Source organism: Psychroserpens sp. NJDZ02 (assembly GCF_004843725.1).
GTDB lineage: Bacteria > Bacteroidota > Bacteroidia > Flavobacteriales > Flavobacteriaceae > Olleya.
Genome location: NZ_CP039451.1, coordinates 2,642,603 through 2,658,264 on the forward strand (window position 1 = coordinate 2,642,603; position 15,662 = coordinate 2,658,264).

A 15,662-nucleotide genomic window follows, 5' to 3' on the forward strand; every position below is an offset into this window, starting at 1 on the left:
AAGAGTCTTTATAATTAAAGACTCTTTTTTTATACTTGTTATTTTCTTTTGCAAGTATTGACTCCTAAAACGGTGTAGAGTGGACAAAAATTGATAAAACTAGTGATTAAAAAAACAATAGCTAATGCCATTAAAATATAGGCTACTGTCCCGCTAATTATATTTAGATAATAAAGTAATGCTATGAATAAAGCTGCTAATACTCTTAAGCTTTTATCTAAAGCTCCCATGTTTTTTTTCATAATAAATAGTATTGATTACTTAAAAGTAAGCATTAGAAATAAAAAAAGTGTGTATTTTTAAGTGTATTTTGCTGCAAATCAGATATTAGTGTTCTGTTTTTTGTAAACATAGCGTAAAACAATAAACATAGTAATTAGTGCAATACACATCCATACAATACCAATAAATGCACTGGGTAAACCAGTAAGTACAGCAATTGCGTCGGCATCACTGCCAATGTTTGAATTATCAATCAGATCCCCTTTTATATCTAGGATGACATAAGCACAGGAGATGATGCCTAAAAATTTTAACCATAAGTCATGGAAGAAGTTGCCAAAATATTTAAAAGCAATGAGCATAAAAAGTCCTAGGCCAAAGGTCATCGTAGTTCCAAAAAACTCACCGGATTGCATTACAAAGTAGGAGAGTGCTAATAAGATCATGCCAATGACTAGGGTGATGTATTTATCTTTTTCAGATTTGACAGCTAAAATTAAAATCAAAGCTCCCCAAAATAAACTTCCTAGGTAACCGGCACTTCCCGTCATAAACGAACTCCAAAAACTAGGTGTAATACTGTAAAGACAATAGCCTCCGATTTGTTTGCTAATTTGTATTTCTATTATTTGACCACCAAAGGCAATAGCCATTAAACCGTGGCTCATTTCGTGGAGCATAACCACAAATAACTTAATAGGATAAACCAACAAAGTGTTCCAGAATAATATGACCACTGTAATCAGAATAATTAAATGGATACTTTGATATTTTTTATCTGTTAATGTCATGTTGTATTATAAGTCTTGTTTGTTGCTGGTGTAAATTAATTAAGATTTGGTTTATAAAGCACCTTAGTTTATGGTTTTTTTTAAAGAATGCAAATAAAAAACCAACCTTTTCAAAAAGCTTTGAAATATGTTGGTTTTGGTAGACATCTTGATTGGGTATCAAAATGCTTTATGTTGTGTTTTTTTATGATTTGATTCAGATGAGAACGTCATCTAAAAAGCACTATTAATACTAATATTTCAAATTAAATATAGTAGTAGCTAGCTTATTACCAATCCTACAATTAATCAAGTAGCAGCAGTGCAACACAAGAAAAAAGAAGAGGATAAAAAGAAACCCCTAAGTCTATCTTAAGGGTTTCTTTTATCTGTAATTTGTCTTAAGTTAATTAGTGATGTGGTTTACGACAAAAAAAGTAACAAGAAAAGTTCCAGTGTCTATTCTTTTGCTAACTCCTCGTTTAAAACCGCTTTTAATTCTTCGATAGAAGGGTGTATCAGATTATCGTTAACAACTTCACCTTTTTTATTAATTATCATATAGTGAGGAATTCCATTAAAGTTAAATTTGTTTAATAAGTAGTTCCATTGCTCCTCTGTGAGCCAATAGTGTTCTCCATTTATGTCTGCGATGACTTGTCTCCATGTGTTTTCTGGTGCTTTTTTACTCTCACCCGATATATACAAAAAGACAACATCTTTATCTTTCATTTCTTCTCTAAACGATTTAGTTTTTTTAATGAATGTGACACAAGCTCCACACCAAGTTGCCCAAAAATCAACATAAATGACTTTTCCATTAAATTTTTTAATCAGGGCTTCAAATAATTCTTCGCCTTCAGCCTTTTCTACTGTATTAATGTTAGAAGTACTTTTTACTTGAGTTGCTTTTATTCTTTTAGCGGTAATTGTTAAGTAATCTGAAAGAAAAGGATCTTTAATCTCTTGCTTCGCATTTTCTATATCTGCCTCTGTAAAGTTATTCCCTTCATTAAAAAAATCACCATAAAATCGTCGAAACCTTATAAAATCCATCATAACAGTATTCTCTAAATTTAAACGGTCTTGTATATTATTTTCTATATCACGAGCAGAATCATTCTCATTTTTAAAACTACTATCAGAAGTTAAGCTATTAGCAATATAACCAAAATAAGGTGTTGCTAAAAGTCCTAACCGGTCATTAAATATATCCCTTGAATAAAAGTCGTAAAATGAAGGTTCAATTTTATAGTCTATAATTAATGTCCCTTCTTTTTCTGGGGGTAAATTTTTAATTTGGTAATTTCTTCTACGTTCATAAGTATGAATAGAATTCATTGCAATAAATTTGAGCCACATTTTTTTTGTTTGGAGGGCTTTACGACTAAAAAAATGTTTCTGATTAAGTTCTTTAAGGGCAGTAAGGTCCTTGTCTCTAAGTTTAAGAAGTGCTTTTTTATAATCTTCAGGCGACACGGAAATTGTGCTTTCTGCTAGTTCTTTCATTATTTTATTATTAAAAAAAGAATTTATAGATTTCAATTCTGTTAATCCATCATTTAATATGGCGCAATCTCCCATAAAAAGAGGTGTTCCCTCGTTTATAAAATGAAAGGTTTCTTTTCCTTGTTCTATGTAAACACGTTGCTGCGATGTATTATAAGTCGAAAACACTAAGATGTGTTGTGGGTAATTTGCAGGAAACTTAATTGAAAAACTACCATCGGCTTTAATTTTAGCTTTTAGCGGCTCTACTTTTAAAGTAAAGGCGTCATAGATAGCAATATTAACATATGCTTTTTCTTTTACGCGTTCTGTATATCCTTTTATTACACCAGAATAGGTTGTAGAGTCTAATTTTAATAAAGATGCAGACTCGTAAGGTAGATCATTTTCTAATTTAAAATTAGGGTTATGTAACTTGGTTAAACTATATGTAACAAGTTGTTTAGGGGTGGCTCCAAAATCGACACGACCATTTTTATTAAGTTTTGCATAAACAGTTTTTAAGGCGCCTTCTCTTTCTAATGTAATGGTATATTTCTTTCCTTTATTAGTCACTTTTTTATAGTTCCAAACCGCTCTATCAATTATCGCGTTATTAGGATAAAAACCATAATCCCAAAGGTTACTTCCATCCATTCGCATCCAATTACCACGAAGTGCTAGAGGTAGCATAGATGCGTTTTCTTGATCTATAACAATATCATAGGCATATGCATTATTTTCTTCATTGTCGTGGACTTCAACAAAATCTATAGTTTTTACATTAGTTTCTAGCTTTGGAAAATGTAGGCTATAAAAAAGTTCACTTGTATCAGAAGCACTTTCTTCTTCATTTAGTGTTATGCCTTCGGATTTTGTGACCAATAACTTTTTATCACTACCAATAACTTCGATATAACTTTTGTCCGAGATAGTAATTTTTCTATTAGTGTAGGACTTTATATGAAAATGTAAAACGGTAGCGGTATCTAATATTTCTATTTTTGTAATTGAGCTAGGAATGGTGATAAGTCCGTATTCGGGGTTTTCTATTGTTTTTTGGGCAAAAGTATTGGTGAATAATACCAATAAAAAAATGGTGATAATCGTGTTTTTCATAAATTATAGGTTAGTTGGCGTATTTTCTACCGAAAGGTAACAAAATAGTGTGCTCTGGATGCTAATAATTTTAAAAGGTTTGGTACAAGATTCTATTCCAATTAATTAATAGCGACACTTATAAAAAGCAAAAATCCGCAACAATGTCATTATGAGTTGTCTGCGGATTTTTTTAGTGACCTCGACTGGATTCAAACCAGTAACCTCTTGAGCCGTAATCAAGTGCGCTATTCAGTTGCGCCACGAGGCCTTTTTTTCGTGGGTGCAAATATATATCTTTTTTATATAAGTATCAAAGTTTTTTTAATAAAATTTAATTTAATGCGTTTTTTGTAACAAATAGTTTCCATCCAAAAATAGCCATCTGTAGTTTAGTGGCTTTACTTAAGTCTAACTTTTGCTTTGTGTAGCTTGGTAATACAAGTTTATTAGCTTTTGCTAGAAACTTGAAAAATGATTGTTTCATACCCTTTAATTTAAATTCAAAATTATTGCTTTAGTTGGTGTTAGCCAAATAGTCTTTAGTATTTTAAAATAAAATGGTAAAACTTATTCTAGACTAAGTTTTACATTTTATGTTCTAAAGTATAATCGATGTTAAAACGTCGACTATTAGTTTGACTAGTGTTAGCATAATTTTAAAGTTTTAAGGGTTAATAATAGCATCCATTTTAGGATTGTTTTTTGAAGATATGTTTTTTCAATAGTATCTACCAAGCAAAAACAAGTAAATAGATATAGTTGACTTTACTTATATAAGCGTATAAACATAAAGTGTTTTAATTAATTTAATTTCCTCTTGACTGAAGTTTTAATATGTAAGTATATATTCTGTTTGTTGTTTTAAATTATTACTATTGTAGAGGGTTTTTTTGTAATTATTTTTAACCAAGGGAATTTTCATATAATAAACTTATAAATAAGAAGTATTCATTAAATTCATTTTGAAAATTTATTTTGTTTGGTAGCGTCATTCCATTTCTGTTTTTAAAATGTTTGCTAAAAGTTTAAAATAGTAGTGTGTTTCCAACTTGTTTTATAACAAAACTTTAATAGAAGTATTTTTTAGCTATTCAAACTAGTAGTAAATTTGCAGTTAGAGTGATTACTGTAATACGACATAGTATAATCGCATAAATTAAGGTGAATTAATAGGTAGAGAACGAAACCTTTGGTTGGCGAATGGTGGTGTAGTTCATTTTTATTCACTTTAACCTTTCTTTTTTTTAATAGATTAATAAAATAGTTGCAATGACAGAATTTTTTCAAGCACATAGGCAAGATATTATTTATAGTATTTTTGTTATCGTTATCGTTATTGTTTTACGTGTTTTAACTAACATGTTGCATACTTGGGTTTTAAAGGAAAAGAAAAGAAAGTTTCCCTACGAAAAAGCAAAGTCGACAAACCTGCTTAAAAAGATTCTTAATACACTTTGGATTGTCTTGGGTGTAATAGCTTTAAGTTATCTTTTTGTGGAAAATGATGAAAAAAGTGTGGTTATAAAAGATTTTAAAACAGTCTTGTACCTTGGTCTTGTGTCTGCTATAACTATAATTGTAGCAACGACGGTTAACTTATGGTTTAAATTAGATGTACAGAAAAAGTTAGAAAGTAATCAGGATCCCACAAGTATTAAGTTTTTAAAATCTGTAGTCTTAGTGGCGATTTATTTATTTGGACTCGTGTTGTGTTTGTTGGCTTTTCCGTCCTTGAAAGGTGTTGCACAAACCGCGATAGGAGGTGCAGGAGTAGCCGCGCTTATAATTGGTGTAGCCTCTCAAGAGGCGCTGTCTAATTTAATTGGTGGTATTTTTATAATTGTGTTTAAGCCTTTTAAAATTGGAGATACGGTAAAAGTAACAGATGCAATGGTTGGTAGTGTGACAGATATAACATTGCGCCATACAGTGATTAGAAATTTTGAAAATAAAATGATTGTAATCCCAAATGCAATCATGAATAAAGAAAAACTAATTAATTACGATTTAGGCGAATTGAAGTGTTGTGAGCGTATTGAGATTGGGATTTCTTACGATAGCGATATTGATTTAGCTAAAAAAATAATGCAGGAAGAGTTCGAAAAGCATCCGCTTATTTTTGATAACCGTACTTTATTAGATATAGAAGATAATAAACCTGTGGTGAAAACGGCATTAATAGCACTTAATGATTCTTCTGTAACTATACGTGCATGGGCTTGGGCTCAAGACTTTAATGATAGTTTTCAGCTTAAAATAGATGTTTTAGAAAGTGTTAAGAAGCGGTTTGATAAAGAAGGTATCGAAATTCCGTTCCCATACAGAACCGTTGTCATGAAAAAAGATAAAAACGAAAAGAAAGACGTTTAGACTCTTTTTTATTATAATTGATGTTTTTAAAAGGTTAACATTTGATTGGTTTGGATGGTAAGTTTTTAAATTTTATTAATTATAATTTAATATAGGAAGAAAAAAGACCACTTGGATTACGAGCTATATTCGCAAAAAAAAAATAATGATGAAAAAAATTACTTTATTAGTCTTATTCCTTTTTGCAAGTATGGGGTATTCTCAAACTGTTGTAATTAACGAGTTAGATTGCGATACTACTTTTGAAGGAAACAATATTGATAATCACGAATTTATAGAACTACTATCAAGTGTTCCTAATTTTGCTTTAGATGGTTATGTTTTGGTTCTTTTTAATGGGTCTGCTTCTGGAAATGATTCTAGCTATTTTACGTTAGATTTAGATGGGTACACCACAGATATTAATGGATTGCTTTTAATTGGTAGTGATTTAGTGTCGCCTTTTCCTCAAATAATTATTCCGCCTAACTTAATTCAAAATGGGGCAGATGCAGTTGCTTTGTATTTAGGAGATGCTACAGATTTTTTAGAAGGGACTTTAGCGACGCAAACTAATTTAGTAGATGCATTGGTTTATGATACTAGCGATTCTAATGATACAGGGTTAATGGCGTTGTTAGGGGTTACAGAGCAAATTAATGAAGGGTCTAGTAATAATACAAATTCAATACAACGTTTTGATGATGGTTTAGAGACTGCTGATAGTGTAACTTATCTGTCTACAACACCAACACCAAGAGCTTTAAATGATGGAAGTGGCGTGGTGCTAAATGGGGTTTTTACAACTATGACAGCTGGTTTTTTTAACGAAGGCGATGCATTTGATGTGACGTTTACTACAGAGCAAGATGTTACAACAGATCTAACTATTAATTTTACTTTAAATAATTATGGTTTTAATACTTCTGATTTTACCGGGATTACATCAGTTGTTATTGCGGCGGGTCAGAATACTATAACAACAACCATTAATATAGTAGACGATGTGTTAGATGAAGGTGATGAGGTTTTAAAGCTAGAGGTGTCAACATTGCCAACAGCATATATAGCTTTGAATAATAATTTAGAAACTAGAGTTGTTGATAATGATTTTGTTGTTGCGGCTTTTGGAACACCTTTAAATTCGACTTTTGGTAATGTTGAAAGTACTCAGCCTGCAGGGTATTACGATAGTTTAGATGGATTGTCTGATGGTAGTCTGGAGCAAGCTTTACAAGATATAATAGCAGATCCTGCAGTGGTGAGAGCGCAAACGTATGCAGATATTATTGATATCTTAGAAGTGGCAGATCAAAATCCTGAAAATAGTAATCAGGTTTGGCTAGTTTATACAGAAGTAGGAAAACCTAAGTTAGATTTTCAAACAACCTCAAATAATACAGGAACTTGGAACAGGGAGCATACTTATCCGCGCTCTTTAGCGGGTTATGCGAGTATAGATTTAGATGATTTTAGAGATGGAAAAGATGTGTTTTGGACAACTAATGCAGATTCTTTACGTCATGGTAATAGTGATGCACATGCTTTGAGAGCAGCAGACGGTCCTGAAAATAGTGTAAGAAGTAATCAGCATTACGGAGAATACAATGGACCTTCGGGGACTTTAGGGAGTTTTAAGGGAGATGTTGCACGAAGCGTGTTATATATGCAAATTAGATATAATGGATTAAGTATTGAAAATGGATATCCGACTACGTTAGGTCAATTAGGTGATTTAGCGACACTTTTAGAGTGGCATAGAAATGATCCGCCAGATGATTTTGAAATGAATAGAAATAATGTGATTTACGAATGGCAGTTTAATCGGAATCCGCTTATAGATCAACCCGATTTAGTAGAATACATTTGGGGAGACCAGGTTGGTGATATTTGGAATCAACCATTAAGTGTTGCTGGTTTTACAACCGAAACAATAAAAGTGTATCCTAACCCTGTTATAGATAAATTATATATTTCTGGTAACAAGCCTAGTTATGAGGTTGCTTTGTTTTCAGCTGAAGGAAGAGTTGTTTTGTCACAAACGATTAGTAATAATAGTTATATGGATTTGAAACTAGCTAGTGGTTTGTATTTAGTTACTATTGAGGCTGAAGGCGAACGTCTGATAAAAAAGATTGTTATTGAATAAAACTAAGATAATTTCAAATAAAAAAAGACCTTCAATTGAAGGTCTTTTTTTTATACAGTTTATTTAATCTTGCTTTTGTGATTCTATATTTACTTCTCCGTCAGTATCTATGGTTATGTTTATGGCAGGAATTCCTTTGTTGGATTGGTATAATACTTTTGAAGTTTGACCTTTATTATTTGTTAGGGACATTTTAAGCTTCGTTATTTCATCCTTGTTATTTCTTCTTAACGTTATATATTCTAGTTCTTTGCCTAATGATGCTAATTGCTTTTTATGTTGTTCTAAGACTAAATCAGGTGTGTTTTTAGTTATATGTAATACAATGTTGTATTTAGCGGGAGTTTCATCGTCATTATAAGTAGTACTTGATATTCCGTAATTTACATCCCAAGAACTTTCTTTTTTATCGGAAGCTTTTAGGTTGTTTGTTGATGCGCTTTTTGTTGTAATTAATATAACACCATTTTTCCCTTCTTTACCAAAAGGTGTAATGTCTTTTTTGCTTTTTAAAACACTCATTGATTTGATGTCTTCATGTTTTAAATTAGACAACTGTTGTTTGTTTGCTCTCTGGTTGTCTATAAATATCATTGGTTTTTCGTTGTTTTCTGCCTTTAAATTTATTGCCTTAAACTGTAGCGTGTCATTTAGTTTATTGTCGGAGATGATATTTATGTTTTCATTAATAATTTGATTACCTAAAGTGCTTGTTGCGATAGACATGGTAAAGGATTTATCATCGTTTTTATTTATAACAGAAGAATTACCATTAGATGGCGTATAAGTCACACCGTTTTTTATAAGGTTGCCGTTCTTGTCTTGTGTTATAATCACTCCTTCGTTAGCTATAATAATATCATTGCTGTTTTTTAAGGTAATTTCAATAACGCCATGCTTTCCTTTTGAGCCATATTTTTTTGTAGCCATATCTCCTTTGAGTACGGAGATTGATGCTATATTTTCTGGCTCTATATCTAGTTTGCCTTCTGTTATTTTACCGTCTATAACATACAATGGTTTATCTCCTTCTTCTGTAATAAGTAGTTTGCTTGCTAAGTCTTTAGTAGCTTTTGTTTGAGAATTGATAATGGTATTTTCAGTGTATGAAACGCTATCTTGTTTTGTGATTGTTTTGTCCGTAACAACACTTTTGTCTGTTGCCTGCATTACTATTTCTTGATTTTGGTTTTCAAAAACTAATACTCCATTTTCAATTTTTAAATGAATATTAGAAACAGGAATTTTTAAGTCGTTTCCATAAGTTGCATTGTGATTAAACTTGTTTGAGTTTTTTGATTTTGTTTCAATTGAAAGTTTTGTGATTTTACCTTCTAAATTTCTTTTTAAATTAGAAAACTTAACCTTTAAACCATCTGTTTGTGCTTCTAGCTGGTTTTTAATCGCTTCAATGTCTTGATCTGTAGAGTTTGAAGTTATTGTAAAAAGATTAGACGCTGTGGCATCCTGCATAGTTTCCGCTTTAGCGATATAAACTTCTTTTGTATTAAAACTCATTAAGAATAAGGCCAAAAAAGGTAAGACAATTGCAAACTTAAGTTGATTTCTTGTTTTTGATTTTGTTTTTTGTAACATAACAATTCGTTTTTTGATTAATGATTGATAAAAATTATTGGTAATAGCTAATTGATTTGAAGTTAAACTAGCTTTTAATAATACAGTCTGATAGCTTTTTGCGCATTTTATCTTGTTTTGCGCCGCGTGGTCTGCTATAAATTCGAGATTTTGCTGCAGCGCTTTTTTATAGAGCCAAATGCAAGGGTTAAACCAAAATAAGATACTTGCTATTTGGATTATCAGGATGTCTGCGGAATGTAACTGTGTAGCATGTGCTTTTTCGTGAGCAATAATATGTTCTAGCTCTGTCTTGGTAAATTGATTGCTATTAAAAACAATACGGTTGAAAAATGAAAATGGCGCAATTTCGGTATCAGTTTCAATATAAGTAAACTGACCTTTTTTTGTTTTCTTCTGATGTTTTAATAATCTGTTTAATGATATAAATTGAAGTGTCACTTGTGTTAAAACAAATAGTACGCCCGCTAAATATATATAAGGTAATAGTTGCCAATAATCAAAGTTAGGAGCTTCACTTATTTGTTGTGGTGGAAAAGTGGTAGTTGTAGTTTCAAAGAATTGTACTGGTGTTGGTGTGTATTCTATATAAATAGGAATAATAATTAAAGGTAGTACGATGGAGGCAAACAAACCTATTAGAAGAAACCACCGATTGGCTTGGAAAAAAGTGTCACGTTGCAAAAACAACTTGTAGCACGCGTAAAATAGTATGATTATTACCGAAGCTTTTAAAAAGTAGTCCATAGTTAGTCTTGGTTTTCTATTAAACGAATAATCTCTTTTAACTCGTCAACACTAATCTTTTCTTCTTTGGCAAAAAATGACACTACATTTTTGTAAGAACTGTTAAAGTAGTTGTCTATGGCCGTATTCATAAATTTATTACGATAGTCTTCTTTGGCAACAATAGGGAAGTAACGGTGTGTTTTTCCGAAAGCTTCATAGCTAACATATCCTTTTTCTTCAAGATTCCTGATCATTGTAGATAATGTGTTGTAGTGTGGCTTGTCTTCTTTGATTTCTGCCATGACATCTTTTACAAAAGCATGTTCTAGCTTCCATAAAATGCGCATTATTTCTTCTTCTTTATTGGTTAATTTCTGCATAATCAAAGTGTTATTAATTGGATAAAACAAACTTAACTAAAAAAATAGTTATACAACTGTAAATATAGTTTTTTAACTATTTTTTTAGTTTTTAACGAAAAGTATGACTTGATAACGTAAATAACAGAGGTGCTAATTCTTATTTAGGATTTCAAAATGTATCTTCGCAAAAAATATATTTTTTATGAGTGTAGCATATCTTATTTTAGGTTTTATATTATTAGTAGTAGGAGGTGAGTTTTTAGTGCGATCTTCTGTGGCTTTATCCTTTAAGTTAAATATTTCTAAAATAGTAATAGGTATGACGGTGGTGTCTTTTGCGACATCTGCGCCAGAGTTATTAGTTAGTTTGCAAGCGGCTTTAAAAGGGTCTCCTGCAATTGCTATAAATAACGTCGTAGGGTCTAATATTGCTAATATTGGATTGGTATTGGGGATTACTGCTATTGTTGGAGCTATTGGTATAGATAAATCGTTTTATAGACTAACATGGCCTGTTATGATGTTGTTTTCTATAGCGTTATATTATTTTTTATGGAATGATAACCAATTAACAGCAATTGAAGGTTTGATCTTATTTGTTAGTTTAATTGTATTTATAGTATACTTAATAAGAAGTCAAAAATCTACTGAAGATTTAGAGGAGGTGGACGATGCGTTAGCTGTTGTTTCTAATTTTAAAATCGGAATTTGGTTATTAATTGGTGCTGCTGCATTGTATTTTGGTAGTGAATGGTTGGTTAAAGGAGCAACGTCAATCGCGACTAGTTTAGGGGTTAGTGAGGCTGTTATTGGTGTAACGATGATTGCTATTGGTACAAGTGTGCCGGAATTGGCTGCCTCTGTTATTGCTGCAGCTAAAAAAGAAAAAGCTATTTCTTTAGGGAATTTAATAGGGTCTAATATTTTTAATATAGGGTCTGTTTTAGGGCTGACCTCAATGATTAAGACTATTCCTGTAACAGAGTCTCTGATATTATCGAGAGATATTTTTTGGATGCTAATTTTTGCAGCACTAGTGTTAGTGTTAGGGTTGTTACCAAAGCGTAATGAAATAAATAAGTATAAAGGCTTTGCTTTAGTGGCGTTGTACGGTACGTTTATCTTTTTAGTTTTTAAAGGATAATAAAAACTAATCGAACATAAAAAAAACGCTTTCTATAAATTAGAAAGCGTTTTTTATTGGATTTAACTAGTAATCAGCTATTAGCTAATATTAGCAGATTTTACTGTCTTAATAATACGACCTGCTATTTTATATGGATCACCATTAGATGCTGGACGACGGTCTTCTAACCAGCCTTTCCATCCTTTCTCTACTGTGATAATTGGAATACGAATTGATGCTCCTCTATCAGAAATACCATAACTAAAGTCGTGGATAGATGCTGTTTCGTGATCACCAGTTAAACGTTGGTCGTTAAACTCTCCGTAAACCGCAATGTGTTCTTTTACTACTGGTCTAAATGCTTCACAAATTTTCTCGTATGTTTCTTGAGATCCACATGTTCTTAAAACAGTGTTAGAGAAATTAGCGTGCATTCCAGAACCATTCCAATCCATATCTTTTCCTAATGGTTTTGGGTGGTACTCTATATAATAACCATATTGTTCTGTTAATCTATCTAAAAGGTATCTTGATACCCAAATTTCGTCTCCTGCTTTTTTAGCACCTTGTGCAAATAATTGGTATTCCCATTGTCCAGAAGCAACCTCTTGGTTGATTCCTTCAAAATTTAAACCAGCGTCAATACATAAATCAGCATGCTCTTCGACTAATGCTCTACCATGAGTATGTAAACCACCAACTGAGCAGTAGTACATCCCTTGTGGTGCAGGGTATCCGCCAATTGGGAATCCTAAAGGTTTTTGTGTTTTAGTATCCATTATAAAATACTCTTGTTCAAAACCAAACCAGAAATCGTTATCTTCATCTTCAATAGTAGCTCTACCGTTAGATACGTGTGGTGTACCATCAGCATTTAAAACCTCAGTCATTACTAAATAGCCATCTCTTCTTGCAGGATCTGGATAAATAGCAACAGGTTTTAATAAACAGTCAGAAGCACCTCCTGAAGCTTGTTTTGTAGAAGAACCGTCAAAAGACCAAACCGGGCAGTCTTCTAATTTTCCACTAAAATCATTTTCAACTTTAGTTTTACTTCTCATGTTTTGTGTTGGGAAATACCCATCCAGCCAGATATATTCTAATTTAGATTTACTCATGATAAAAAATTCGTTTTTAGTTATATGTTATAGCAAATATAAAGTAAAAATGATTTTACCCATAAAAAAAGAAGGGTATAAATCAAATATTTATTAATAGCCTGTTAATAACCCTGTTTTTTTTAGGGTATGATATTTTGTTACTGTCTATTTTTGTAAATTCGCAAAATAATTTAATTAAATAGAAGATATGTCAACATTAAGATTTCATGCTATAAAAGAATCCTTAAAACGTAAACCGATTGTTATAGAAGAAAAACAACGTCGTTCTGAAATTTTTGGAAGTCATGTTTTTAATGAATCGACCATGCGTCAGTATTTAACCAAGGAAGGTTTTGAAAGCGTTAGAGATGCCATACAATTAGGTAAAAAGATTGACAGAATTGTAGCGGATCATATTTCTACAGGAATGAAAGAATGGGCTATCTCACAAGGCGCAACACATTATACGCATTGGTTTCAGCCATTAACAGGGGCGACAGCAGAAAAACACGATGCTTTTTTTGAAACTATTGGTGGAGGCTTAGCTATAGAACGATTTGGAGGTGGGCAATTGGTGCAACAAGAACCTGATGCTTCTAGTTTTCCTAATGGCGGCATAAGAAATACATTTGAAGCACGCGGTTATACTGCTTGGGATCCCACATCTCCAGCCTTTATTTACGGAACAACATTGTGTATTCCAACCGTTTTTGTGTCTTATACAGGAGAGGCTTTAGATTATAAAACACCATTGTTAAGAGCGTTGCAAGCAGTAGATAGCGCAGCTGTAGCAGTTTGTAAATATTTTGATAAGAACGTTAAAAAAGTAAACGCATCATTAGGTTGGGAGCAGGAGTATTTTTTAATAGATCGAGATTTAGCGATGTCTAGACCTGATATCGTACAGACAGGTCGCACGTTGTTAGGGCATTCGCCAGCAAAAGGACAGCAGTTGGATGATCACTATTTTGGGACTATACCAAATCGAGCGATGGCGTTTATGCGAGATTTGGAAACCGAATGTATGCTGCTAGGTATACCGGTAAAAACTAGGCATAACGAAGTGGCGCCAAACCAGTTTGAATTAGCGCCGATTTATGACGAAGCTAATTTAGCAGTAGATCATAACTCCTTATTAATGGATGTGATGGATAAGATTTCAGACAGACATAATTTTAAAGTGTTATTTCATGAAAAACCTTTTGCAGGAGTCAATGGTTCTGGAAAACATAATAACTGGAGTTTAAGTACGGATACAGGGGTTAATTTATTAGGTCCAGGGAAAACACCAATGAGTAATTTACAATTTTTGACCTTTTTTATAAATACCATAAAAGCAGTTAATGATAATGAGGAGTTGTTGCGTGCGGCAATAGCATCGGCTAGTAATGATCATCGTTTAGGAGCAAATGAGGCGCCTCCAGCAATTATTTCGGTATTTATAGGGCAACAATTAACTAAGACTTTAAATGAATTGGAGAATGTTACGGATGGTAAGTTGTCTCCAGAAGAGAAAACAGATTTAAAACTTAATGTTGTTGGTAAAATTCCAGATGTACTATTGGATAATACAGATCGTAATAGAACGTCCCCTTTTGCTTTTACAGGAAATAAATTTGAGTTTAGAGCGGTGGGCTCAACTGCTAACTGTGCTAATCCAATGACGGTGCTAAATAGTATTGTTGCTAAACAATTAATTGATTTTAAAGTTGAGGTGGATACTTTGATAGATAAAAAGGATATGAAAAAAGATGATGCTATCTTTAATGTTCTTAGAGAGTATATTAAAAAATCTAAAAATATTCTATTTGAAGGTAATGGTTATGGAGAGGCTTGGGAGAAAGAAGCTAAGAAAAGAGGTTTGAGTAATAATAAGACAACACCTGAAGCATTAAAAGCAAAAATCTCTAAAAAGACATTGGATCTTTTTGAAGGTTTAGGGGTTATGAATAAAATTGAATCTGAAGCACGATATGAGATTGAAATGGAGGATTATGTATTGCGTATACAAATAGAAAGTCGTGTTTTAGGAGATATAGCTCGTAATCATATTATTCCGACAGCTGTTAAGTATCAAAATGTTTTAATAAAAAATGTAAAAGGGCTTAAGGAGATTTTTGGTAGTGATTTTAAAAAATATGCGAAAGAACAATTAAACTTAATTGAAGATATTTCTGCTCATATAGAATCGATTAACGTCAATGTTACTAAAATGACTGAGGCGCGTAAAAAATCGAATAAGACTGAGGATATAGAAAAGAAAGCGTTAGCGTATTGCAATAAGGTTAAGCCAATGTTTGGCGATATTAGATACCATTGCGATAAATTAGAATTATTGGTTGATGACGAGTTGTGGCCTTTAACTAAGTATCGAGAGCTGTTGTTTACAAAGTAATTTGATAAATTAATAAATTAGCCTCATTAAATTGGGGCTTTTTTGTTTTAAACTTTAATTTGATATGCTTTTTTACTCGGCGTTTGATTCGGGATTTTATGACTCTATATTTTACTGGATGAATAATTATTAAGTTAAAGGATAAGATTGGATTTAAGAGAAACCAGAGTGCCACTTGTTAATGATTATAAATTGACTGATTGGGAGTAATTAACAATTTGGTAGTAATTTAAAGTATAAAAGCACACATATTATTTGTGTGCTTTTTATTTATA

Annotated in this window: 11 protein-coding genes and 1 tRNA gene; 4 read left to right on the forward strand and 8 right to left on the reverse strand. The window is 32.1% G+C overall.

Annotated elements, in window-relative coordinates; all coding sequences use genetic code 11:
* Nucleotides 1-38: 38 nt before the first annotated feature.
* The 5 genes from E9099_RS11535 to E9099_RS11555 form a co-directional block, all read right to left on the reverse strand.
* Nucleotides 39-242, reverse strand: a complete 204-nt coding sequence (locus E9099_RS11535; protein WP_136583729.1) for a DUF2892 domain-containing protein — start codon at nt 240-242, stop codon at nt 39-41.
* A 78-nt stretch (nt 243-320) separates the two neighbouring features.
* A complete protein-coding gene (locus tag E9099_RS11540; RefSeq protein WP_136583730.1) occupies nt 321-1,013 on the reverse strand; it encodes a M50 family metallopeptidase in 693 nt (230 codons plus the stop codon).
* A gap of 438 nt (nt 1,014-1,451) precedes the next feature.
* Nucleotides 1,452-3,599, reverse strand: coding sequence for a TlpA family protein disulfide reductase (locus tag E9099_RS11545; protein ID WP_136583731.1), 2,148 nt, complete (start codon nt 3,597-3,599; stop codon nt 1,452-1,454).
* 176 nt (nt 3,600-3,775) lie between these two features.
* Nucleotides 3,776-3,849 (reverse strand) — tRNA-Arg (locus E9099_RS11550).
* Nucleotides 3,850-3,912: 63 nt separating this feature from the next.
* Nucleotides 3,913-4,065: an SsrA-binding protein gene (locus tag E9099_RS11555; RefSeq protein WP_136583732.1), complete on the reverse strand. Its 153-nt coding sequence runs from the start codon at nt 4,063-4,065 to the stop codon at nt 3,913-3,915.
* 785 nt (nt 4,066-4,850) lie between these two features.
* On the opposite strand from E9099_RS11555, the gene E9099_RS11560 reads away from it, so the two are divergent.
* Both E9099_RS11560 and E9099_RS11565 read left to right on the forward strand, forming a co-directional pair.
* Nucleotides 4,851-5,951, forward strand: coding sequence for a mechanosensitive ion channel family protein (locus E9099_RS11560; RefSeq protein WP_136583733.1), 1,101 nt, complete (start codon nt 4,851-4,853; stop codon nt 5,949-5,951).
* A gap of 145 nt (nt 5,952-6,096) precedes the next feature.
* Nucleotides 6,097-8,079 (forward strand): endonuclease, encoded by a 1,983-nt coding sequence (locus E9099_RS11565; RefSeq protein ID WP_317130620.1) that lies wholly within the window; start codon nt 6,097-6,099, stop codon nt 8,077-8,079.
* A 63-nt stretch (nt 8,080-8,142) separates the two neighbouring features.
* Here E9099_RS11565 and E9099_RS11570 read toward each other — a convergent pair whose 3' ends face one another.
* Entirely contained in the window at nt 8,143-10,422 is a 2,280-nt protein-coding gene (locus E9099_RS11570) for a M56 family metallopeptidase (protein ID WP_136583734.1), read from the reverse strand.
* Nucleotides 10,423-10,424: 2 nt separating this feature from the next.
* Nucleotides 10,425-10,784, reverse strand: coding sequence for a BlaI/MecI/CopY family transcriptional regulator (locus E9099_RS11575; protein ID WP_136583735.1), 360 nt, complete (start codon nt 10,782-10,784; stop codon nt 10,425-10,427).
* A 184-nt stretch (nt 10,785-10,968) separates the two neighbouring features.
* On the opposite strand from E9099_RS11575, the gene E9099_RS11580 reads away from it, so the two are divergent.
* On the forward strand, nt 10,969-11,910 hold the full coding sequence (locus tag E9099_RS11580; RefSeq protein WP_136583736.1) for a calcium/sodium antiporter: 942 nt from the start codon (nt 10,969-10,971) through the stop codon (nt 11,908-11,910).
* A gap of 80 nt (nt 11,911-11,990) precedes the next feature.
* Here E9099_RS11580 and E9099_RS11585 read toward each other — a convergent pair whose 3' ends face one another.
* Nucleotides 11,991-13,010, reverse strand: a complete 1,020-nt coding sequence (locus E9099_RS11585; protein WP_101020056.1) for a glutamine synthetase beta-grasp domain-containing protein — start codon at nt 13,008-13,010, stop codon at nt 11,991-11,993.
* A gap of 190 nt (nt 13,011-13,200) precedes the next feature.
* Between E9099_RS11585 and E9099_RS11590 the strand changes: the two genes are divergently transcribed.
* On the forward strand, nt 13,201-15,387 hold the full coding sequence (locus E9099_RS11590; protein WP_136583737.1) for a glutamine synthetase III: 2,187 nt from the start codon (nt 13,201-13,203) through the stop codon (nt 15,385-15,387).
* Nucleotides 15,388-15,662: the final 275 nt, after the last annotated feature.

Coding starts and splice junctions, on each gene's coding strand:
- E9099_RS11580 (WP_136583736.1), top strand. CDS start 10,969: ATGAGTGTAGCATATCTTATTTTAGGTTTTATATTATTAGTAGTAGGA.
- E9099_RS11555 (WP_136583732.1), bottom strand. CDS start 4,065: ATGAAACAATCATTTTTCAAGTTTCTAGCAAAAGCTAATAAACTTGTA.
- E9099_RS11545 (WP_136583731.1), bottom strand. CDS start 3,599: ATGAAAAACACGATTATCACCATTTTTTTATTGGTATTATTCACCAAT.
- E9099_RS11540 (WP_136583730.1), bottom strand. CDS start 1,013: ATGACATTAACAGATAAAAAATATCAAAGTATCCATTTAATTATTCTG.
- E9099_RS11585 (WP_101020056.1), bottom strand. CDS start 13,010: ATGAGTAAATCTAAATTAGAATATATCTGGCTGGATGGGTATTTCCCA.
- E9099_RS11565 (WP_317130620.1), top strand. CDS start 6,097: ATGATGAAAAAAATTACTTTATTAGTCTTATTCCTTTTTGCAAGTATG.
- E9099_RS11575 (WP_136583735.1), bottom strand. CDS start 10,784: ATGCAGAAATTAACCAATAAAGAAGAAGAAATAATGCGCATTTTATGG.
- E9099_RS11560 (WP_136583733.1), top strand. CDS start 4,851: ATGACAGAATTTTTTCAAGCACATAGGCAAGATATTATTTATAGTATT.
- E9099_RS11590 (WP_136583737.1), top strand. CDS start 13,201: ATGTCAACATTAAGATTTCATGCTATAAAAGAATCCTTAAAACGTAAA.
- E9099_RS11535 (WP_136583729.1), bottom strand. CDS start 242: ATGAAAAAAAACATGGGAGCTTTAGATAAAAGCTTAAGAGTATTAGCA.
- E9099_RS11570 (WP_136583734.1), bottom strand. CDS start 10,422: ATGGACTACTTTTTAAAAGCTTCGGTAATAATCATACTATTTTACGCG.